The 22,349-nt window shown below is 51.4% G+C and carries 18 protein-coding genes and 2 tRNA genes; 9 read left to right on the plus strand and 11 right to left on the minus strand.

Features of this window, described 5'->3' with window-relative positions; genetic code table 11:
• From IX84_RS15810 to gap, 4 genes are all read right to left on the minus strand, one after another.
• On the minus strand, nt 1–1,920 hold the full coding sequence (locus IX84_RS15810; protein WP_044222833.1) for a hypothetical protein: 1,920 nt from the start codon (nt 1,918–1,920) through the stop codon (nt 1–3).
• 124 nt (nt 1,921–2,044) lie between these two features.
• The gene (locus IX84_RS15815) at nt 2,045–5,506 is read right to left on the minus strand and encodes a T9SS type B sorting domain-containing protein (protein ID WP_044222838.1); all 3,462 of its coding nucleotides are present in this window, start codon (nt 5,504–5,506) and stop codon (nt 2,045–2,047) included.
• A gap of 318 nt (nt 5,507–5,824) precedes the next feature.
• Entirely contained in the window at nt 5,825–7,027 is a 1,203-nt protein-coding gene (locus IX84_RS15820) for a phosphoglycerate kinase (RefSeq protein ID WP_044222841.1), read from the minus strand.
• A gap of 75 nt (nt 7,028–7,102) precedes the next feature.
• Nucleotides 7,103–8,101, minus strand: coding sequence for a type I glyceraldehyde-3-phosphate dehydrogenase (gene gap / locus IX84_RS15825; RefSeq protein WP_044222844.1), 999 nt, complete (start codon nt 8,099–8,101; stop codon nt 7,103–7,105).
• A gap of 501 nt (nt 8,102–8,602) precedes the next feature.
• On the opposite strand from gap, the gene IX84_RS15830 reads away from it, so the two are divergent.
• From IX84_RS15830 to IX84_RS15840, 3 genes are all read left to right on the plus strand, one after another.
• Nucleotides 8,603–8,674 (plus strand) — tRNA-Glu (locus tag IX84_RS15830).
• A 30-nt stretch (nt 8,675–8,704) separates the two neighbouring features.
• A tRNA-Glu gene (locus IX84_RS15835) sits at nt 8,705–8,776 on the plus strand.
• Between the two features lie 56 nt (nt 8,777–8,832).
• On the plus strand, nt 8,833–9,138 hold the full coding sequence (locus IX84_RS15840; RefSeq protein ID WP_044223212.1) for a GIY-YIG nuclease family protein: 306 nt from the start codon (nt 8,833–8,835) through the stop codon (nt 9,136–9,138).
• 159 nt (nt 9,139–9,297) lie between these two features.
• Here the strand turns inward: IX84_RS15840 and IX84_RS15845 are convergent, their stop codons facing one another.
• The 6 genes from IX84_RS15845 to guaB all read right to left on the minus strand — a co-directional run bounded on the left by IX84_RS15845 (nt 9,298) and on the right by guaB (nt 16,479).
• Nucleotides 9,298–9,900, minus strand: coding sequence for a TIGR04282 family arsenosugar biosynthesis glycosyltransferase (locus IX84_RS15845; protein WP_044222847.1), 603 nt, complete (start codon nt 9,898–9,900; stop codon nt 9,298–9,300).
• Nucleotides 9,893–11,278: an efflux RND transporter periplasmic adaptor subunit gene (locus IX84_RS15850; protein ID WP_044222849.1), complete on the minus strand. Its 1,386-nt coding sequence runs from the start codon at nt 11,276–11,278 to the stop codon at nt 9,893–9,895. Before IX84_RS15850 ends, IX84_RS15845 begins: the two co-directional genes overlap by 8 nt.
• 66 nt (nt 11,279–11,344) lie before the next feature.
• Nucleotides 11,345–12,787 (minus strand): TolC family protein, encoded by a 1,443-nt coding sequence (locus tag IX84_RS15855; protein WP_044222852.1) that lies wholly within the window; start codon nt 12,785–12,787, stop codon nt 11,345–11,347.
• A 159-nt stretch (nt 12,788–12,946) separates the two neighbouring features.
• Nucleotides 12,947–14,269 (minus strand): type IX secretion system plug protein, encoded by a 1,323-nt coding sequence (locus IX84_RS15860; RefSeq protein WP_044222854.1) that lies wholly within the window; start codon nt 14,267–14,269, stop codon nt 12,947–12,949.
• 51 nt (nt 14,270–14,320) lie between these two features.
• Nucleotides 14,321–14,935: a DNA-3-methyladenine glycosylase gene (locus tag IX84_RS15865; protein WP_044222858.1), complete on the minus strand. Its 615-nt coding sequence runs from the start codon at nt 14,933–14,935 to the stop codon at nt 14,321–14,323.
• 62 nt (nt 14,936–14,997) lie between these two features.
• Nucleotides 14,998–16,479 (minus strand): IMP dehydrogenase, encoded by a 1,482-nt coding sequence (gene guaB, locus IX84_RS15870; protein ID WP_044222861.1) that lies wholly within the window; start codon nt 16,477–16,479, stop codon nt 14,998–15,000.
• Between the two features lie 110 nt (nt 16,480–16,589).
• Here guaB and IX84_RS15875 point away from each other — a divergent pair, with 110 nt between their 5' ends.
• Entirely contained in the window at nt 16,590–17,033 is a 444-nt protein-coding gene (locus IX84_RS15875; RefSeq protein ID WP_044223213.1) for a nucleoside deaminase, read from the plus strand.
• Between the two features lie 105 nt (nt 17,034–17,138).
• Nucleotides 17,139–17,678, plus strand: a complete 540-nt coding sequence (locus IX84_RS15880; protein ID WP_044222862.1) for a hypothetical protein — start codon at nt 17,139–17,141, stop codon at nt 17,676–17,678.
• On the opposite strand, the gene IX84_RS15885 is transcribed toward IX84_RS15880, so the two are convergent.
• A complete protein-coding gene (locus IX84_RS15885) occupies nt 17,675–18,325 on the minus strand; it encodes a protein-L-isoaspartate(D-aspartate) O-methyltransferase (protein ID WP_044222863.1) in 651 nt (216 codons plus the stop codon). The two genes, IX84_RS15880 and IX84_RS15885, sit on opposite strands and share 4 nt — an antisense overlap.
• Nucleotides 18,326–18,469: 144 nt before the next feature.
• Here IX84_RS15885 and IX84_RS15890 point away from each other — a divergent pair, with 144 nt between their 5' ends.
• The 4 genes from IX84_RS15890 (at nt 18,470) to IX84_RS15900 (ending at nt 22,259) form a co-directional block, all read left to right on the plus strand.
• The gene (locus IX84_RS15890) at nt 18,470–19,867 is read left to right on the plus strand and encodes a phosphohexomutase domain-containing protein (protein WP_044222864.1); all 1,398 of its coding nucleotides are present in this window, start codon (nt 18,470–18,472) and stop codon (nt 19,865–19,867) included.
• Nucleotides 19,868–19,938: 71 nt separating this feature from the next.
• Complete coding sequence (locus tag IX84_RS15895) at nt 19,939–20,994, plus strand: Rpn family recombination-promoting nuclease/putative transposase (protein ID WP_044222865.1); 1,056 nt, start codon at nt 19,939–19,941, stop codon at nt 20,992–20,994.
• Nucleotides 20,995–21,526: 532 nt separating this feature from the next.
• Entirely contained in the window at nt 21,527–21,670 is a 144-nt protein-coding gene (locus IX84_RS33390; protein WP_160213788.1) for a hypothetical protein, read from the plus strand.
• A 37-nt stretch (nt 21,671–21,707) separates the two neighbouring features.
• Complete coding sequence (locus IX84_RS15900; RefSeq protein WP_044222867.1) at nt 21,708–22,259, plus strand: hypothetical protein; 552 nt, start codon at nt 21,708–21,710, stop codon at nt 22,257–22,259.
• Nucleotides 22,260–22,349: the final 90 nt, after the last annotated feature.

Genomic DNA, 22,349 nt, shown 5'->3' on the forward strand with positions numbered 1-22,349 from the left:
TTACTGTTCGTCCGGTTTGAACTTCTCCAACTGCTGCCCGCTGCCTGCCTTCTGCTTGTCAGGTACGGGAAGACCGGATTGGGCCTGGTTGATCTCATTACTTTTGATTGGGACAACGGTGTCCTGACCGGTAGCCATCTCTGATGCTTTGTTTTCCGGTTGCGTGGCTTCTACTGTTTCCGGTTCCGGGGGCAGAATTTCCCGCAGTGCAGGGAAACGTAGGATACCTTTGATGGGGCGGACACTCGTAACGGCAGTGCGGGCACTTTCCAGATGGATATCAAGGGCCAGGTTGTAATTCTGCATGGCGGAGTTGTCGATGCGTTCGAGCGGGTAGGTGCTTTGCGTCTCCAAGGTCACAAAGAAGCGCTTTCGGCTCGCATCGGGCTCTACATCCACAATACGTACATTCAGCGTTTTATCACTACGGCGTACAACGAGATTGCCGATGTAGGGGGTGGCATCGAAGTTGACCGGATTGTAGTGGTCTTCAATGTCGATGGCGAATTTCCACTGGAAGGCGAACTCCCAGCCATCCTTTTTCGTCAGGTCAAAGCGACCGTCTGCTACGTTGGCGATAGGGTGGGAACTGGTCTGAATCTCTTCATTTATATCAAAGTATAAATATTTGCCCCCAACAGGCTCCTTGCTGCGTATACGGTAGCTGGCATTCAGTTTACTGGGCCGCTGATCAATAGGCCCGGCGAAGTTAGCCGATAGCGGCCGGCCGGTAATCGTAAACCGGCAGCCACCAACTTGCCCCTCTGCATCAAAGTAAGGCTCTGCATTAATCGTAGGCTGCCCGTCGTAAAGCCCGGACTGTACCTGCTCAATGGTCCAGAAGTTGCGGGTCATGTATTCCGGTATCCCCTCTACAATAAGGAAGTGTTTGTGCTCAATACCTTCGATCATGAGTGGTAGATCCTGCGCGCTTTGGAAGACCGGGTTGACGCTCTGCAGATAAGCCTGAATGTCTTCTGGGCCTGGCAGTGGGCTAAACATTTTCCACTTGTCACGAATATAGTCGAATTCGGTATAAATAATAGTTTCCCAATCCGTACCGGAGAAAGTGGCACTGCCAAGCTTACCAAAACCCAGGCTTGTGCTTAGCCGAGCGGGCAGCGGCCCGGTGAGATTGAGCCCGCCTTCCATTTCTATACGGTAGTTTTCTTCTGCTGAGGTCAGGTGCTTGAGCATGACCCCCTCAAACTCCCGCAGGTAGTAGGCATTCCCAATAAACTCCGGATTTTCCTGGTAAAAACGCCATAACTTGAGCATGGCTTCGGTGGTGCGGTAGTCGTTGGCTTCGAGCACAAACCGCATAGGCGATACGAAGGATCCTGACAAGGCCACAACCGAAGACTCCCGCTGATGATCTGTATCCAATGCAGTTTGAAAAGCGGCGTATGGCGGGTTAACGCCAGCCTCAAGTGCAGCGCGGAGGTAACCGCTACAGGTTTTGTGCATGAAGTAGGAGTCGAAGTTTTCATCCGGATTGACCACAAACTGATTTTCCATACTGCTGAGGGTGAACACTCGGTTGGGGCTGAAGTCTACCTCCTCAAAAGAACGCTCAATATCCTCCTTCTGGAAAATATAGTAGAGCAGCCCCCCGCCCCGGATGTCTGCCGTTTCCACATCGGTACGCAAGGTGCGCCGGCCGAGGAACTTACTGATGTCCTGTGGCACATAGTCCCGGCGGCTGTTTTCGGGCGTCGTAAAGCCGCAGTACTCGCAGTGCTTTTTGAAGATGCGCTGCAGGGCATATCCCAGGCTAATCCGGGAATAGCTGCGCTCAGGCGGCCAGCTTTCCCGGCGTGCTTCCTCAAGGCGGCGTTGATAGCGGTCAATGCGTTGCGCATCAAGCTCAGCCATCGGCAGCAAGAAAAAAGCAGATAACAGGGCAATCCAGATTCTCATCGCTTCGTATTGGGATTTTTGTTATTTATTCCGGCAAATATAACAATACATAACGCGGTTTGGATGGCGAAATTTTGTACAGCGATGGTATATTCTTCTAATGACCACCCATACAGCGGATAGTTTACCGCATGAGCATGACATCACCTGTGAATACTTCCGTCGCACCGTCAGCAAAGGTGATTTCGGCATAGTATACAAAGATGCCAGGGTTAAGCTCCTCGCCTCTGAATCTGCCATCCCAGCCCATCATATTATTATTGGGCATGATGTCCTCCCGCTCGAAGACCAGGCTGCCCGTGCGGCTAAATATCCGCATGACCGGGATGTTGACAAGCGCTTTGTCTCCGTAGATGAAGAACTCATCGTTCCTGCCATCTCCATTCGGACTAAATGCGGTGGGAATGTATACCCGGCGTACCCGCTCTACCTTCACATTGATGATGTCCTGTTCGGTACATACGCTCAGGGAGTCAAAAACCTGTAGGATATAGGTGGTCGTTCGCTGCGGGCTGACATTAATCGATTGCCCGGTGAACCGCAGCTGACTGCTGTCTGATGCAATCCAGGTAAAGACTGGTGCGTCAGCAGAGGTGATGGCACTGAGCAGGATGGTATCACCGAGGTTAATGGTACGGTCCTGCCCGGCGTTGGCTGTTAATACAGGTGCAGGCGCTACAGTTTGTATTTGTTCTGTTTCGCACCCAAAGGAGTCACGTACAATCAAACTGTAACTACCGGCGAACAGGCTGGAGAAAACCGGGCTGTTGCCGAATACCACACCATCAAGGGAGTACTCGAAGGGGGATGTGCCGCCAGTTACGGTATCAATCCGTAGTTGGCCGCCGTTTTCACCGCTTACACAGGTGATATCGGTAGCGGAAGCTTCGAAATCGAGTGCGGCGGGCTGTGGCAATTCAAAAGTTGCGGTGTCGAGGCAGCCGCGCTCATTGGTCAGTGTCAGGCTGTAGGGGCCTGCAGCCAGACCACGGTTGTTCGATTGAGTATTGCCGTTGGACCAGGCGTAGGTGAAGGTCTCGCCCGGACCAATAGGAACGGCTTCCAGTGCGCCATCTGAAAACCCGAAACAAGTGACGGGCTCAGAAAGGGCGATGGCGGCTTCCAGGGGAGCATTTGGTTGGGGGAGTAGGGCTTCCGTGGTATCCTGGCACCCATCGGTATTCGTCACCGTCACGGAATAAAGGCCTGTGGGCCGGTTGTCCAGGGTATCTGTTGTGCTGCCGGTACTCCAGTTGAAGTCTGTGGGTTGGCCGTTGGTACTGACAGACAACTGCCCGTCGCTACCTCCAAAACAGGACACTTCCTGCTCTACCGCGATGGTGGCGATAAACTCTTCAGGTTGCTCGATTTCGTACGCTACTGGGAGCTCGCATCCATTGGCATCAGTGAGGAGTAAGGCGTAAACACCGGCACAGAGGTCGGTTAGTGCTGTCGTATCCGCTCCGTTGGCCCAGCTGAAGGTGTACGGTGGTGTTCCCCCTGATGCTTCTACACTAATGGCACCATCACAAAAACCGAAGCAACTGGTACTGCTTTGGCTCAGGATAGTGAGCTCAAGGGCACTGGGTTCTTCCACAATCATGGTGAAAGCGGTATCGAAAAAGTTGTCCGCAATCGTGATTCCATAAGTGCCAGCGGTCAAATTGGGGAGGCTGGCGATCTCGTTGTCTTCGTTGAGTACACCGGTGCCGGAGAGGCTGAGGTCGGTCTTTTCCCAGCTGTAATTATAGGGTGGAATGCCTCCCATGGCCGAAAATTCGATACTGCCGGTGTTTCCGCCATTACAAGCTACCGAATCAGCCTGGGCGATAGGTACGATGCCGGTCAGGAAATCCATCGTAAAGCAGGTATCGCCCACGCACCCAAAGTCATCAGTAACGGTCACGCAGCATGCTGCACCGCCCACCAGATTGTTATTGGAAGGGTCTGTCGTGCCGTCGCACCATTCAATGGTGTATCCGCCGTTACCTCCGGTGGGGGTAGCTAAGGCCTGCCCATTGGCGTTGCCTTCACCAATAGCCGGTTGTATTTGCTCAACATTGACTGAAATGGGCTCCAGGACTGTGAGGTTCGTATTGATGATGCTGTCGCAGCCAAGGAACAGGATGATGGTATCCGCATAGGAGCCGGTCTCCGTATAGGACGAGCTGCCGACCTCAAAGCTGTCACCGGCACAGATGGTCGTGTCAATCTGCGTTACCGGGGTGATGTCGCCGGCATCATAAATATCGAGGGAGAACATACCGGTTGCATTCGAACCATCCCCATCAATCAGTATGTAATAGGTAGCACCGCCCACCAGGCAGCTGAAGTTCAGGGCTTCGTCTTCGTCGCTGGGATCGTAAGAACTTTCAAGGTGCTGGAAGAACCCACTACAGGTGGAAAAAGCCCGGTAAAGGCTGAGCTGAATACCAATGGAGTCAACCAGCCGGTCAGAATTGGCCTCAATCCAGACGTTGCCGGATGGCGGTGCTTCAAAGGAGAACCAAACGGAAGTTTGCACGACAAAATTCGGGCTGAAGGGGTCGTTATTGTTGTCGGCGCAGTAGTTGCCGTAGAGGGTATTCGTACCGATGGTATCTCCGGGCGGGACAGCGCCCAGGTGAAGAGCATCGCACCGCTCGTTAGGTGCATCATCGACATCTGTACTGATTAGCCGAAGGCCGAAAACACCTTCTTCGTCTCCGGGGTCCGTGAAAGCACCGTCCACTAAAATATAGTATCGGGTATCCGGCTCCGGGCAGCTGACCCGCATGTAGACGTCCCGATTGTTGGTGGGGGCAGACCAGCTGACCAGTTCGAGGTTGCCGGTACAGGTATCGTTATCAGAGCGGTAAAGGGCTACTTCCACATCAAAGGCATCTCCGGTGTTTTCCGGGTCGCCCAGGGCTTCAATCCAGGCTACGCTTCCGATATCAGGCCCGGTGGTGAACTCGAACCATACGCCGTTGGAATTGGTGAAGCCTCCGTCGTCTGCAGGGTTAGGTTCATTTTGGTTATTGGCGCAGAGGTTATCATACTGTCCGATGGTGGCATCGCCAAGTGTATCACCACGCAGTAGGGTGCCCAGCGTGATGGCCTGGCAGGGCAGATCGTTGTAGTTGCCGTTCCCGGTCACAGATATAGTGTATTCCAACGTTCCGCCACTGGCGCCACCGTTGGGAAGAGACAGGGTCAAATTTTGTGTTTCATCGAGTCCGGGGAGTGTGACATTTTCGCAGATTTGCTCTTCGCACGAGCGGTCTATAAAACATCCAATTGGGAGTAGTGGGTCATTTTCAAATACTGTAAAACAGACTTCAATGGTTGCGGGGAGGTCATTGGGGCAGCTGAAATCTTCAGCGTACTGCACATTGGGCAAAGCCGTGTAGCAGGCACCCTGAGCCGGGTAAATAACAATACCCTGGTTTTCTACCTCTACCTGCCAAAGAGGATCAGGGGCTGAGAAGAGATCGTCACAGGTGGTGGTCACTGTGGCGTCAGTTACGGTCAGTTCAACGGTAACCTGAGCTGGCAACCATAAGCCAGATAGCACAAACAGAACAAGCAAAACGATACGCTTCATACTGAGGGGATTTTTCAGTAGCAAAAATGATAAAAAAGAATCATCGCGACCTCTAAGATGAGGATAATAACCCGCAATCTACTTTACAGAGGAGGCTTAAAGATGCCTCGATCCATAATACAGCAGCACAGTTTAGGACAATTTTAACAGAATTCGGGCGAGAAGGAAAGGGAAGTGTAGTTGCTCGTGCAAAGGTAAGCGATTTTTAGAAAAAGAGCAGAAAAGAGTGGGGGAGTGCTGAAGCAAAATACGGGGTTTAGCAGAAAATAGCTACCTGCATTTGATGTTGCTGTCAGGACTCCCCCAAAATTCAAAGTTTTAGGCATTCATGGCTTTAATGCCGGGGAGTTCCTTGCCTTCAAGGAATTCGAGCATGGCGCCGCCACCGGTGGAAACGTAGCTAACTTTGTCTGCAAGCCCCATTTGGTTGACCGCTGCAACGGAATCTCCGCCACCAACCAGGGAGAACGCACCGTTTTGAGTGGCTTTGGCTACGGCCTCAGCAATGGCTTTGGTACCGTTGGCAAAGTTGGGCATTTCAAATACGCCCATGGGGCCATTCCAAAGTAAGGTCTTGGAGTTGGCAATCGCCTCCTCAAATTTGGTGCGCGCGTCCGGGCCGACATCAAGCCCCATCCATCCGTCAGGGATTTCATTACTTGCGGCTGCTCTGTGTGCAGCATCATTTGCGAAATTATCGGCAATAATGCTGTCTGCTGGCAAGTGGATAGTGACGTCATTAGATTTGGCTTTCTCAATAAGTTCAAGGGCAAGTTGAAGGCGGTCTTCCTCCACCAGGGAGTTGCCGACCTTGCCGCCCTGTGCTTTCACGAAAGTGTACGCCATGCCGCCACCAATGATCAGGTTGTCGACAAAGTCGATCAGGCGTTCCAGAAGTAGGATCTTATCGGAAACCTTAGCACCACCAATGATCGCTGTGAGCGGGCGTTCAGGGCTGTTGAGCACTTTGTTGGCGTTTTTGATCTCCGCCTGCATCAGGTAGCCGAATGACTTGGCCCCTTTATCAAAGTATTGTGCCACGGTGGTGGTGGAAGCGTGGGCGCGGTGTGCCGTTCCGAAGGCATCATTTACGTAGAGGTCTGCCAGTTCAGAAAGGCTTTTGGCGAAAGCCTCATCTCCCTTTTTCTCGCCCTCATTGAAGCGAGTATTCTCCAATACCAGGATTTCGCCCATAGGCAGTTCGGCTGCCATTTTTGTGGCTTTGTCGCCAATGGTTTCGTCGCAGAAGTGGACCTTAGCACCGGTCAGTTCAGCCAAATGACTGGTAATATGGTTCAGGGTGAACTTCTCCCGGTCGATACTGCCATCTTCCTTAAGCTTTTTCATTGGGCGGCCCAGGTGAGACATCAGAATTGCAGCGCCGCCGTCCTTCAGTATTTGACTGATGGTAGGCAGGGCGGCCCGCATACGGGTATCATCCGTGATGTTATAGTCTTTATCGAGCGGCACATTGAAGTCGACTCTTACCAGTGCCTTTTTGCCTTTGAATTCGAGTTGCATAGAGTTGGAATTTAGGCTATAAAACAAAGAGACCGGAGCAAAGGCTCCGGTCCTGATCTTTTGATCCGATGATGCTTACTTGTTCAGAATCATATCCGTAAGGTCAGCAAGGCGTGCAGAGTAGCCAGCCTCGTTGTCATACCAGCTCACTACCTTCAGGAGTTTGCCGTTGACATCAGTCATTAAGCTATCGAAGATAGAGGAGTGTGGGTTGCGCACGATGTCGCTGGATACGAGAGGATCAGTACTGTACTGCAGGACACCTTTCAATTTGCCTTCTGCCATTTCTTTGAACTTGGCATTCACTTCTTCGACAGTAACTTCCTTATCCAGCATCACATTGAGCTCAACCATAGAGCCGGTGATTACCGGGACACGCAGGGCGATTGCCGAAAGTTTGCCTTTCAGTTCGGGGATCACTTTGCCGGTAGCAGAAGCTGCTCCTGTGCTCGTAGGCACGATATTGAAGGCGGCAGCCCGGGCACGGCGCAGGTCACTGTGCGGTGCATCCTGAATGTTCTGGTCAGCAGTGTAAGCGTGGGTAGTGGTCATAGAACCTACCTGAATGCCCCAGTTTTCGTGAATGATCTTGGCAACGGGAGCCAGGCAGTTGGTGGTGCAGGATGCATTAGAAAACACATTTGCACGGCGGTCGAGCTCATCGTCGTTTACACCGAGCACGATTGTTTGCACGTCGCCGCCCTTAGCAGGTGCGGAGATAATAACGTCCTTAGCGCCTGCTTTGAGGTGTAAACCAGCTTTCTCTTTGGAACGGAAGATGCCTGTACACTCCAGCACAAGATCAACACCCAGGTCTGCCCAAGGCAGTTCCTCCGGGTTGCGGATGGCATAGGAATGGATATTTTTTCCGTTCACGATGAATCCATCGTCATTGGCTTCTACAGTGCCTTCAAAAGGACCCTGGGCAGAGTCGTACTTGAGCAGGTGGGCGAGGGTCTGATTGTCTGTCAAGTCGTTAATGGCAACAACTTCGATGCCTTCTTTTTGGAGGAGGTTGCGGAACGTCAGACGTCCGATACGGCCGAAGCCATTGATAGCAACTTTTTTTGCCATGGTTTTTTCGCGATTTAATGATGTTAATGATTTGGTCCGGGACGGAGGTATTGCTCCGTTAAGGGTTCAAAAGTATAAAATTCGCCTTTGAACAGTGCACCCCCAGAATATACAAATTTAAGGGGTTTTGCAAGCGGTTGACAATGATATTTCGCATAGCAGACCGCTTGAAAATGACTTAGTGTAAAAATAACAATAATTACTGGACTGTGGTTGTTTTTAAGCTTTTTTCTCTATGGGGTTGAACTAAATTTGCGCTACCATAGTTTTTGAGCATGGTTAATAGATAAACAGAAGCATGCCTGGAAAGTATTCTTTAATATTTTTTCATGGATGCTTTTGGAAATTCGTGAAAGCCATTATCTTTGCATCGCTCTGGCAAAAAGGTGCCGGGCAGACTTGAAATTAGAACTCGTTTTACGGCTTTTTTACAAAAAGAAGTTGGCAAACGTTTCCAGTTTTAAGTGCAAATATTACTTTTGCATCCCGCATTGAGAGTATGGCCCGTTCGTCTAGGGGTTAGGACGCCAGGTTTTCATCCTGGTAGCACGGGTTCGAATCCCGTACGGGCTACTATTTTTCTTGCGGTTATACAGTTTTACTGGCCCGTTCGTCTAGGGGTTAGGACGCCAGGTTTTCATCCTGGTAGCACGGGTTCGAATCCCGTACGGGCTACTATTACTAAACATAAAGCGAAGCGCATCTGCACTTCGCTTTTTTTGTTTCTCCCCATGCCGTTCTACGTATACATCCTTTATTCAGAAAAGACGGGCCGCCTGTATCGTGGCCAGACCAAGGACGTACAAAGCCGCCTGAGCCGTCACAACCGAGGCATGGAGCCGAGCACTTCATCGGGCGTGCCCTGGCAGCTGCTGTGGTATACAGAGAAAGAAAGCCGGAGTAGCGCCCAGGTTCTGGAAAGCAAGCTAAAGAACTTAAACCAGTCGAGGCTGCTGGGGCTGATGCAAAAGTATAGCGATGGCATAGTGGACGAAGCGGCTGCTGCGCGGATTGAAAGCCTGCTGGAAGGGTGTTAGGCCGCCAGGTTTTCGTCCTGGTAGCACGGGCCCCGACGAAGCGCTGCTTGTCGGGATGCTGATCATCCTCTGGGATCGTCAGCATTCGAATCCCGTACGGGCTACACTATCAAAAGGAAGCGTCACTGCTTCCCTTTTTTGTTTTCTTTCTCCCTGTCTTTAAATTTCCCAGCCATGTTTCTCCCAGTCTTCCGCAAAGTCGATATCTGAAAGAGTGGGGGCAAAGGCAAGTGTGCCTCCGGTTTCCAATATACGTTCCTGGGTTATTTTTGCGACCTGATTGGTACTCCACTCCATACCCCGGAAGAGCTCCGGGCTGGGTCGCTTCATGCCAAGAAGGTAATAGCCACCATCAAGGGCAGGGCCGATAACATAATCATGGCTGGAGAGCTTTGCAAAGGCTTGCTCAATAATCGAGGTGTTGATCTGCGCAATATCACTGCCAACTATGATTGCCGCATCTGCAAGATTCAATGCTACTTCAAATGCGTGAGCCATGCGCTCGCCCAGGTCATTGCCCTGTTGCTGGCGTTTCTCAAATTTACTGCCAGGCCAGTCGTCGTCTTCTCTTACCTGCACGCTATAAAACAGTAGCCGAAGGGCATCCACGCCTTCGGCTACCGTACGGGTTTTGGCGAGGAGCGCCTTGTAGATGGCTAGTGCCTGATCCTCGCCCAGAGTTTTGGCTAACCGGGTCTTTACTTTTCCTTTTTCCGGGTTGCGGACAAAAATAATCAGTGCCCGTTTTGCTTTTTTAGTCATTATCGCGTTTGTAGAGTTCATCTTCATCTACGACTTGAATCTTTTCACCGGATTTCAGCTTACGAGCGACGGCTGCATACGGGCCGGTTACAACTTCATCGCCTTCCTTTAGCCCTTCAACTACTTCGATGTATGTGTCATCCTGCACGCCTGTTTTGACTTTCTGCATGCGTACCGTATCGATGCTGGCCACAAAAACGACCTCCATTAAGTCCTGTTCTTCCTCTTCCAAGGCCGCAGGCTTAGCTTCGGGCTTTTCATCGTCTTCCCGCTCCCGGGTAGTCACTGCTTGAATTGGAATAGAAAGTACACCATTGGCCACTTCGGTCCGGATGTCAACACTGGCAGACATACCAGGCCGGAATGGATAGGGCTTCGAGGGAGTGATGAGGTCGTCGTAGGAAGCGGGGTCGATATTGATGCGGACTTCAAAATTGGTCACCTGATCGCTGGTCAGGGAAGCGGCAGAGGCGGCATTGGTTGCCGAGTTGGCAATTTGAGTGACCTTCCCTTTGAAGACGCGGTCGATGTAGGCATCCACTTCAATCGCCACTTCGTCACCTACCGTGACCCTGGGGATGTCATTCTCACTTACTTCCACCCGGACTTCCATGGCATTCAGGTTGGCAATGCGCATCATCTCTGTACCGGCCATTTGGATGGTACCCACCACGCGTTCCCCTTCCTCTACGTCAAGGCGGGAAATAATGCCGCTCATGGGAGCAAAGATTTCGGTGCGTCGCAGGCTGGTTTTTAGTTCTTTCAGGCTGGCTTCAGAGCTTTGGACGGTATAGGCGGCAGCTTCTGCGCTTTGTTTGGCTGCTTTAACGTTAGCCTCGGCAGAGCGGAGGTTGGCTTCCAGCGCCCGGAGATTAGCAAGTGATTGCTGATAGTCTGCTTCGGAGATCACGCCATCCTCGTAGAGCGGCTTATTACGGTCCTGGATTTCCCGGGCGTTGATCAATTGTGCCTCAATTTGTTCTTTCTGGGCAGTGAATTGCTCAATTTGGGCACGGGCATTGGCCAATTGCGCTTTGGCGCTGTTTACACTTGCGGCGCCGCGCTCTACCTGAGACTCAAAGGCATCCGGGTCGATGCGGGCCAGTAGCTGTCCGGATACCACGGAGTCGCCCTCTTCGATGAGCAGATCGACGATTTCACCGGATACATCAGAGCTGATTTTTACCTCCGTTTGAGGGAATACCTTGCCACTTGCGGAGACTTCTTCCACGATAGTCCGTTTTTCGGCTTGCTCGGTGATGACCTTTTCGCCCTTGGGCTTGGATTGGTTGCGCCAGATAACAACGGCAACCAATATCGCAATTAGGCCAATTAAGACAAAAATAATGGTGTTACTGCGTTTCTTCGTTTTAGACATGATGTGTGGCTAAAGTTGGTTAAGAACCGCTGCTTGTTCCGGGGCGGCTCAAAAAATGAAACTTTTCTAATTCATATTCAGCTCCAGTGCCTTGCCCATATAGAAGTCTATGGTCTTCAGGTTGAACAGGTACTGGTATTTGGAACGGATCAGCTCAATCCGTGCCTGATCGAGTGTGGTGCGGGCGGTTGCGAATTCCAGGGTGTTGATGGCGCCTAGGTCAAATCGCTTTTGCGCATTGTCGAAGGCCATTTCCGCAGCGTCTACAGAACGTTGGGCGGCTTTGTAACTGTTGAAAGACGCCCGGGTGTCTGCGATGGCGCGCTGTACATCTGCCTCTAAAAGTTGGCGTTGCTGCACGCTGCCCACCTCGGCATTCAGTTTGCTGATCCGAGCTCGTTCTTTATTGATGCGGTTGGTGTGACGGCTGTAAATTGGGATATTCAGGTTGAGCCCTACAACCTGGCCAAAGTTCTGGTCAATTTGGTCCGTGTAGGCAATTTGTTCGTCATCTACCGGCACCTGCGATTGAAACTCAATGGTTACGGGGCTGCCATCGATGAAGACAGTTTGTGGTACCCGCTGAGTTTCGAAAATAGGGGACCGAAAGGCAGAAGAGAAGTTGGAGTTTAGGTTGGCAAAGAGCGAAAGGGTCGGTAGGAAACCAGATTCGGCAATAGCCTCAGAAACCTGAGCAGACTCGATTCGCAGGTCAGCGGCCCTGATTTGCGGTTGGGTTTGCAGGGCGGCGCTGTATACTTCTTCCAGGCCTACGGCTTGTGGATTGGCATTGTCAGGGAGTTCAATAAACTCAGGGCGAACGATTTTCAAATCGTCCTCCGGCCCAAGCTGCATCAACTGTTTGAGATTGAGGTAGCCAATATTCACGGCATTTTCAGCTTCGATGATGGCCCGCTCGTTTTGAGCGATTTGGGATAGGATATCCAACCGGTCATTGGCTGGTACGGAGCCTGCACGGATTAATTTGTCGGTTTGTTCGAGTTGCTCTTCAGAAAGTTCGAGGTTCTTTTCTGCATTGGTTAGTTGCTCCTCTGCGAGCAATATATTGAGGTATGCGGCTGCCACATCTAAGGCTAGGTTGTTGGAAGTCGCTTCGGCATCAAGCCTGGCAGCGCGGGTGTTGAGCTCGCTTTGTTTGATGGAGTTATTTATGAAGCCGCCACCGTAAAGCATGGCGTTGGCATCCAGTGAAAAACTATTGAAACCAATGCGCTCGTTGTTAAAGCTATTGGTGGTGGGGTCAATTGTACGCCCAAACTGGTAGCCTGCTCTTGCTCCGGCACTTAAGGCTGGCAGCCGGCTGTATTTATTTTCCTGTATATTCAGTTCAGCGCTGCGGATGTCATACTGTGCCTGCCGCAGGCTGAGGTTGTTTTGTTGGGCGTACTCAATACATTTTTCCAGAGACCAGGGCTGGGTCTGAGCCTGGATCATCCAGCTGGTTAAAGCAAAGAAAACTAGTGTCAGGGCGGATTTCTTGATGGTCATACGATTTGGATTTTGCAGTAGTCAATGCTGCTTCTCTGGCGAATAAGCCATAATAGCTTATTCATCGAACGCAGCACAATAATAAGTGCCCGGCTCCAAACCGCCACAAAAATTATATTAAGGCCAACTTATGTCGGATTAATGTCCTTTTTTCCGGATTTAGGGCTCCAAAGTGGAGGTAAAAGTAACAGAGCCGACCGCCCGGTCGTATCGGCTACCGAAAGGCCGGTAATAAATAATAATGGTATACTCATTGATGGTTTCGTGAGAATCGCCTTCCAGCAGGGAGATGTTCAGGTTGCGGTCCTGCTTCTTGCGATTGTTATTTGGTTTGGGTACGGCAGCATACATGTAGTCATAGTAACCCTGTTTCAGAATGATCCAGGTGGCATAGGCCTGCAGATTAGGGTCATATTCGAGGCGGTAGCGGTCTTTGAGGGTCCAGTCCGTGAACCCACCAATAATATATACATCGTAGCCCGGAAGTTTTTCCGTATTCAGTGCAAATGAGACATCAGCATATTCGGCATAAAGCTGATCGAGTGCCAGGTCTTCCTGCCGGTTCCCTCCCCGGTTTTGATCAGTGGTTTCAATAATGAACTTACCGTTAAGGTCTTCAAACGTAGTGTAGGCGAGTTTGTCCCGGGGATTATCGGCCTTCATCTCCACGATGTAAGAGTCTTGTTCCTGCCGAACGGAGGCTACATTGAAACTGACCCGCCTGAAACTGCGCAGGTCTGCAAATCGGAATTCCTTGCCGCCGGGGAAGACAATCTCGTCCTGGTAGTCGAAAATCATGAGTTCGGGACGGATGAATTTGGGCTCTATCCCGGTAATCGCACTGCGCCACCGCCCATTTTGCATCACGGTTGCGGTAATTTCCTGTTGCGGATTTTGAATATTGAGCTGCTTGTGGGCAACATTAAAGTCTATTTCCTGGTGGGTACGCAGTTTGCTAACGTTGTTGGCCCGCAAAAAGCGAGGGCTGATTCCCACCAGTTGCTCCACTACCACGAACCGCCGCGTAATGACCAGTTGCCGGTCGTTGGACTCATCGTAAACGAGCAGGAGATAATTGCCAGACAGTCGCCACCGCATATCACGATTGGGGAGAGTCAGGGTGTAATGGGTGTAAGGCCAGAGCGTTTTAAAGGAAAAGTCGTACTTCTGAATACGTTCCTCATTGAAGCCATCGAGGTATTCCATCTCCTGCAGATTAGAGGGGTTCCAGTTGCGGTCACAGTGGACGATGCTGTAGAAGTAGTCCTTGACATCTGCATCCAGGTCGTCAAAGGAAAGCTTGAGCTGAGCGCCCGCATCCAGGTTGACAATGGGGTTTGACAGAACCAGCCCATTCACATGAAAGCGAACCGACCGGATGTGATCCACATAAACGTAGTCGTAATTCTTGATTTCACTGTCCTGGGCAATCAATGAGGAACTGATCAGCAGGGTAATAAAGAGTAAGCGTAGTGTTTTCATCCTCGTATTTTGGTATTTCTTTTAGTCAACGAATTTTCCGGCTTAGAATTGTCAGCGGCTGAGCCAGGGGTTGCCTGCAATGGTAAAGCGCCATGGCCATTGGGCGCACTCCCCTGCGTAGCCTACACCGATCCTTGCACTTTCAGCTATGTTGTCGGCAGACGGTATTTGGTCGCCGTATTCCAGCCATATCGGGCCTGGTGGGTCGGTGAGGTCCGTACCTGTCCACGCCTTCTTGATGCCCATGGCCTGAGCAAGGGTGCCCGGGCCGGCGGTCAGGCGTTTTTCCAGCCGCTCCATCCCTCTTCGCTCCAGCATGAGGGGCTGCCCATGCACAGGTTCCAGCGCGCGGATGAGGACAGCTGAACCTACATCCGCTTTGCCGGTAACGATATTGAACAGGTGGTGTATACCATAACATAGATAAATATAGGCATGCCCGCCTTCCATAAACATGACTTCTGTGCGCTTCGTACGCCGCCCGGCGTAAGCATGGCAGGCTTTATCGCCATCCTGATGGTAGGCTTCCGTTTCCACGATTCGCCCAACAGTACGTTCGCCATCGATTTCCGTAATCAGGTGCTGCCCCAGCAGTTCCCTGCTCACCTGCAGCACATCACTGCGGGTGAAAAAGGACTTAGGAATACGTTTCTGCGGTTGCGGCATAGTGCGGGCACAATTTCAGTTAGGACCGAAAATAGCACTATTGCCGCTTTTTGCAAAATGCTTTACCGACGGCTGTAGTTCGGCGACTCTTTGGTGATGGTGATGTTGTGCGGATGGCTCTCCAGTATACCGCTACTGGTTATCCGGACAAACTGCGCATGCTGCAAATCCTCAACGGTAGCTGCGCCACAATAGCCCATGCCAGCCCGCAGGCCACCCAGGTACTGTACCATCACTTCAGCGACGGTTCCTTTATAAGGTACACGCCCTTCGATACCTTCCGGTACCAGCTTCTTGATGTCATCCTCCACATCCTGGAAGTACCGGTCCTTGGAGCCTTTTTCCATCGCGCTTATGGAGCCCATGCCACGGTAGACCTTAAATTTCCGGCCTTCGTAGATGATCGTCTCGCCCGGGGCTTCCTCCACACCGGCAAATAATCCACCAGCCATAATGGTATTCGCGCCCGCGACCAAAGCCTTAACGATATCACCAGTGTAGCGGATACCGCCATCACCAACAATCGGTATGCCGAGGTGCTTAACCGCTTCATAAGCATCATTGATGGCCGTGAGTTGTGGGACACCCACGCCAGCGACGACCCGTGTGGTACAAATAGAGCCTGGCCCTACGCCTACCTTGATACCATCCACGCCAGCCTCGGCCAGCGCCAGGGCTCCGGGGCCTGTAGCTACGTTGCCACCGATGACCTGTAGTTCAGGGAAGTGCCCCTTTACGTCTTTGACGGCGTTGAGCACACCAGCAGAATGTCCGTGAGCCGTGTCAATGATGACCACATCGACCCCAACTTTCACCAAGGCTTCTACCCGGTCCATCATATCAGAAGTGACACCAACGGCAGCGCCTACTACGAGGCGGCCCAGGCTGTCTTTGCAGGAGTTTGGAAAATCCTGCACCTTCATGATGTCCTTATAAGTGATCAGCCCGGCCAGTTGTTGGTTGTCATCCACCACCGGGAGTTTTTCGATCTTATGCCCCTGAAGGATGTCGCGAGCCTGTTCCAGATTTGTGCCTACTGGTGCGGTAATGAGGTTATCCTTTGTCATCAGCTCCTGTACCGAAGCATCAAGGCGGGTCTCAAAGCGCAAATCCCGGTTGGTAAGGATACCCACCAGTTTATTGGCTTTGTCAATGATGGGGATCCCACCGATTTTGAAGCGCCGCATTAAGCTAAGCGCATCACCAATGGTAGCATCGGCTTCCAGCGTGACGGGATCGACGATCATGCCACTTTCTGAGCGCTTGACGCTGCGGACCTGCTCGGCCTGCTGCTCAATCGTCATATTTTTGTGGATGATCCCGATACCACCCTGCCGGGCGATGCTGATGGCCAGCTTGTTCTCAGTCACCGTATCCATGGCGGCTGAAACAATGGGCGCATTCAGGCGAAGACCTTTTGTAAGTTGAGTGGATACATCGACTTCCCGTGGCAAAACCTGAGAGTAAGCAGGGACGAGGAGTACGTCATCGAAGGTGAGCCCTTCCTTGACGAATTTGTTGTTAGCTGTTTTCTGTATTTCCATGCGCAAAGGTATGGAATTTGCCTGCAAAAAATAAAAGCGAGACGCCATGGAATTCTAAAAATCCCTTTCGGGTTGGTGCAGGTCCGCCCTACACCTTCTATATTTGCAGCATGCTAAGCGTACTCAGTGACGAACACTTTATGAAAAAAGCCTTGCAAGAGGCTCAGGCGGCCTACGAAGCCGGTGAAATCCCGGTGGGAGCAGTAGTGGTCTGCCAAAATCAGATCATTGCCCGGGCTCATAATCAGACGGAGCTCCTCAATGATGTGACGGCCCATGCCGAAATGCTTGCCCTCACTGCCGCAGCCAACCATCTGGGCAGTAAATATTTGCGCGATTGTACCTTATATGTTACGCTGGAACCCTGCGTTATGTGCGCTGGTGCTTTGTACTGGGGGCAGTTGGGCCGCCTGGTCTACGGAGCGCCCGATGAGAAGCGGGGGTACCTTAAGCAGGGCAATCAGCTCCTCCACCCCAAAACAAAGATTGAGTATGGCGTACTGCAAGAGGAAAGCCAACTGTTGCTTAAAGCTTTCTTCCGGCAGCGGCGTTAAACTGGCGTTAAAGCAGGTTAAAGAGTTTTAACCCACTGGCAAATTTGGCGTCCTACCTTTACATTGGAGGCATTTCCTTTGTGATTTTACCAAATCCATCTTGCTATGAAAACTTTTTTCCCGTTCGCCATCCTGTCGGTTATTTTGCTCAGCTCCTGCGGCCCAACCCTGAGCCCTTTTACTGCAAGGGTCTACGACGAAGGGCGCTTTACCGAAGCTGAGCTGAAGCGCATTCAGTTTTATCTTTCTGAGCCCATCGTGCTCACGCGTGAGCTGCGTGCAGAGAAAGCCGAAGTCATTTCCGGTGAGATCAAGTTGGTAAACGGGCAACAGGTGGAGCAGGTGGTCATCCCCAAAGGCACTCCCGGTGCAGTCCTGTTCACCCCCGATCGGGAGCGGCTCGCCATTTCCTTTGAGAGCGGCAGTGACGACCGCTACCTTATTTTTGGCCCCAATCCGACCATGAACGACCGCTACACCCTGCGCGCTTCCGACTGGGACCGGCGTGCGGCGATTGTCACCTATAATGGCCGCAAATGGCGTGCGGGTGGAAGTGCCGCTCTGGCGACCTTGCTGGTGGATCTGAGGGAGGTGGATCAGGTATCGGTGCGTTCCCGGACCGCTGGCGGGCGGCGGGTGGATTAAACCTTATTAATGCCTTTTAAGAAAGGCACAAACTTGAAATCCGCAAACTTTTCCGTTTCTACGTCCCCCGCTTTATTCAGCCGGGTCAGGCGGAGCATTTTCTGTGCTTTTTCTCCTACCGGGATGACGAGCTGCCCGCCTACTTTGAGTTGAAGCAGGAGGGGTTCCGGAATTTCCGGGGCACCGGCAGTGACGAGTATTTTATCGAAGGGCGCAAATTCAGGCAGGCCCTTGTAGCCATCACGCAGGTAGCAGCGAATATTGCCCAGTTGCAATTGGTCGAGCAGCTTTTTGGCCCGGCGATGGAGCAGTTCCTGCCGCTCAATGGTGTAGACTCTGGCACCCAGCATGGCCAAAATGCCCGCCTGATAGCCGGAGCCAGTGCCGATTTCCAGGATTTTGTCCCGCTTTTTGACTTCCAGCAGGCTCGTCTGATAAGCTACGGTGTAGGGCTGGGAAATAGTTTGCTCATTCCCAATCGGGAAAGGTTTGTCCTGATACGCCCATTCCTCAAAGGCCTTATCCAGAAAGAAATGCCGGGGCAGCGTACCAATAGCGTTCAGGATTTGCTCATCCCTGATGCCTTTCGCGCTAAGCTGCTCCACGAGCTTTCGGCGCATGCCCTTATGCCGGTAGGTGTCTGTCAAACGATTTTGGTTTTCTAACTGTAGAGTGTGGCGAATTTACTAAATTTGGGCGCTAATCATTGCCAACCTTGTGGTAGAATTGCAACCTGGCAGTGAACCCTTTGTACAAATCTGTTTACCATAGCATATAAACCACTGACAAATATGACAAAGATCAAGTTCGGAACGGATGGCTGGCGCGCTATTATTGCTGAAGATTATACGGTTGAGAATGTAAAGCGGGTAGCCGCCGGAACTGCGATTTGGATGAAAGCCAATGAGGCGGCTCAGGTGGTGATCGGGCACGATGCCCGCTTTGGTGGGGAATTATTTGCCCACACAACTACTCGGGTAATGGGCGCTTACGGGATGAAGGTGAAGCTGGCGAAGGGCTTCGTCTCCACGCCCATGGTGTCTTTGGGCGTAGTGAAGACCGGATCAGACCTGGGCGTTGTCATTACGGCAAGCCATAATCCGCCTTCTTACAATGGCTTCAAACTGAAGTCCAAACTGGGCGGCCCAATGATCCCTGCGCAGGTGGCGGAGGTGGAGTCGCATATTCCGGATACATTCGACAGAGCCCTGCCGACCCTTCAGGAGATGGAAGCTCAGGGGCTATTGGAGTACGTTGACCTGGAGCAGATTTACGTCGACCATGTTACCGACAGCTTTGATCTGGAAAGCATCCGCAATGCCGATTTCAAAATTGCTTACGATGCGATGTACGGAGCTGGGCAGAATGCATTGCGCCGCTTATTGCCTGATGCGGTTTTACTGCACTGTGACTACAACCCTTCCTTCATGGGGCAGGCACCGGAGCCCATCCACCGTAACCTCAGCGAGCTATCTGCACTGATCAAAAACGACCCGTCAATTGGCCTTGGCCTCGCTAACGATGGTGATGCGGACCGCATTGGCATGTACGATGAGGATGGTAACTTTGTGGATTCCCATCATATCCTATTATTGTTGCTGCTTTACATGCACGAGTATAAAAAACAGACCGGGAAGGTCGTTGTCACCTTTTCTGTTACGGAAAAAATGCAGGAACTGGCAAAGCAGTTCGGGCTGGATATTGAAGTGACCAAGATTGGCTTCAAATACATTGCCGAGATCATGGCACAGGAACCCGTTCTGGTAGGCGGAGAAGAGTCCGGCGGTCTTGCTGTAAGTGGTCATATCCCGGAGCGCGATGGCATTTGGATTGGTCTGACCATCATGGAGTTCATGGCGAAATCCGGGAAATCCATTAAGGCACTGATTCATGAGGTTTACGACCGGGTAGGGTCCTTTGCCTATGACCGGGACGATCTGCACCTTACGGAAGCGAAAAAGCAGTCGATCATCAAGCAGTGTCAGGAAGGTAGCCTGAAAGCTTTTGGACCTTATCAGGTAGAGCGCGTGGAAGATATTGATGGATTCAAGTTTTACTTTGGCGGCAGCCGGTGGGTGATGATCCGCCCTTCGGGCACGGAGCCGGTACTCCGGGTTTATGCACAGGCTCCGGAGCATGGTGAGGTACGCCAAATCCTGGATGCTACGCATAAGGCACTGCTGGGGTGATACTTTTTGTGTTTTATTTTTATTTTTTAGAACAAAATGATTATTTTTGGGCTTGACGCATACTCTGTATCATGCCTAAAAAATTTGATATTCATCAGCCGGACGACCGTTTCTTTAAATCGGCAATGAGCGACCCGGAGGTGGTTAAAGCCTACCTTGAGTATTTCTATCCTAAAATTGCAGCTATTGCAGACCTCAGTACGCTTCAGCAGCAAAAAGTACAGTCCCTACGCCCAAATTTGAAGCTGTTCAGCGCTGATGTCGTATACCGGTGTCAGCTGAAGGGCGAAAGTGGGGCGCATTTTCATTTCTGCCTACTATTCGAGCACAAATCAGAACCGGACGAGTATGTAGCGGTACAAATAGGATTGTACATTTTCCTACTCCTGCGCGAGCAAGTGAAGGCTAAAAAGCAGCCATTGGAACCCGTGCTGCCCCTGCTGTTTTACAATGGTAAAGCCACGTGGCGGCCTAAGCGTATCCGGGAAATCTTTAAGGGGCACCCCGGTTATGAAGTCCTTAAACCCTATCTGCCTGATTTTCGTTTTTTATTTGAAGATGCGCACCGCCTGCCACCAGAGGAGCTGCTAAAGCTAGACCTGAGCTATTTCCGCTCCACTGTACTATCAATGGCGCTGCGGCACAAGCCAGACTTGATCTTTGAGTATATTGAAGTTATCTTTGAAGGGGCAGAAGATAGCGATCAGGTGCTTTCTATTATAACTTATATTCTGGGCGTAGCCGAGCGCTCCCCCAAGAGGTTCCTGGAAGAACTGGAAAACACCGAATTCACGACAAAACCGAATGTGATGAGTACATTAGAACAACTATTGGAAATGGGCCGGGAGCAAGGCTTGGAGAAAGGTCGGGAAGAAGGCATCTATAAAAAGAGTATCTTCAATCTGCTCAAAACCGTAGTTCGTTTCCCGGAATGGCCAGCCAGTGAACTATCCGACTTTACAGAACTGGACCTGGAGACCGTACGCACTTTCCTGTCTGTCCAATCACAGTTTGATGTTGCTGCGTTGAGGAAGTACGTCCTTGAGGACTTGCTGGCTGATATCCCGCTAAGCGCGGAAGATAAGGAGAAGTTGGACCGGTTGATCGGGCAGTTGGCCGAGGGATGAACCCGGTCAGAAAGGCTTAGCTGCAACAGCCTCTTTACCTATCTGATAGAACTTAACTTATCGCGCTCCCTGCGGAGTCTGGCTCTGATACCTTCGGCTACTCAAAGAGCGAGTAGCATACCTAATAACCCGAAAAAAACGAACAAAAGACTTCGTAGAAGTCACATCCTAATCTCTCAGGCCCCCCTATGACAGCCCGACTTCGTAGAAGTCACATCTTGATCTTTCAGGCACTCAAGGCAGCCCGACTCCGTAGAACCTGTCTACCCGGCGCAGACAGGTTGAGTCGCATGTACAACCCAGCCAGAACCAACGCTCCACCTACCCCCACCCAAGCCCCAAAAACAACAACAATGTTTTCACGCTGCAACCTTGACATTACCACAGCCAAGTCGTATATTACCAATCAATTGCACGAATCACTGCGCGCAGTAACATAAAAACCGGCGCTCCCTGTGTGACCGCCACACGTACTTGAACAAAAAACATAACCGCCCTGCTAAAGCCTTGAGCTATAGCAGTACCATTAGTATTGGCATTAAACAGGCATGCCCGAACAGCCGCCCAGCCGGCAGTTGAAGGCACCGCCCGTCCTATCCCCGCCGGGCGCTTCCGGCAGCGCAACTGGCTACAGCGCCGTGAGACGGGGATGCCCAAAGGGCGGGGGTGGATCTAAGTCAATTTCTATTTTTTCACACATAAAACCTTCACCTATGAAAAACAAATTCCTACTCCTCACCTGGCTGCTCGCCGTACCCCTGCTGTGGGTCGGGTGCGATAAGCCACTCTTTAAGCCCGACAGAGGTTCCATCGCACAGCCCAATGAGCTACCGCCCATCACCACGACCGGGGAGGGCAACTTCGCCTGCAAAATCAATGGGGTGAACTGGCAGCGCTGTGGGGGCGGGTTCCTTCAGAGTAGTATACTTGGAAACTGGTCTCCGAATTATAAGATTTTTCAGATTTCTGGGATGAGACGAAGCTGTGAGGGCTTTGATGATTCGGTTTATATCGCTGCGTATGTAGATAGTGTAGGTAGATATAGCTTGCACGATGCATTCTATAACGATCGAAATCATCCTTGTCAAGAGTCAAGTGACCCTTCACGTCTGTTGGAAGGTGCTGACAACTGGGTAGAAATTCTCAACCTGGACACCGACGAATTTATCGTCTCTGGCACCTTTCAGTGCACAGTGGTCGATGATAACTGTGGCGACACGCTCTTTATCACCGATGGCCGTTTCGATTACGACTGGGCCAATTAATTAACCTATTTTAATCTTGATCACATGCGACTAACCGCTATTTTCAGAAACCTGCTGCTTGGAGTATTCATCCTGGCAGCGCCTGCGCTC

This window comes from Phaeodactylibacter xiamenensis, from assembly GCF_000759025.1.
Classification (GTDB): Bacteria; Bacteroidota; Bacteroidia; order Chitinophagales; family Saprospiraceae; genus Phaeodactylibacter; species Phaeodactylibacter xiamenensis.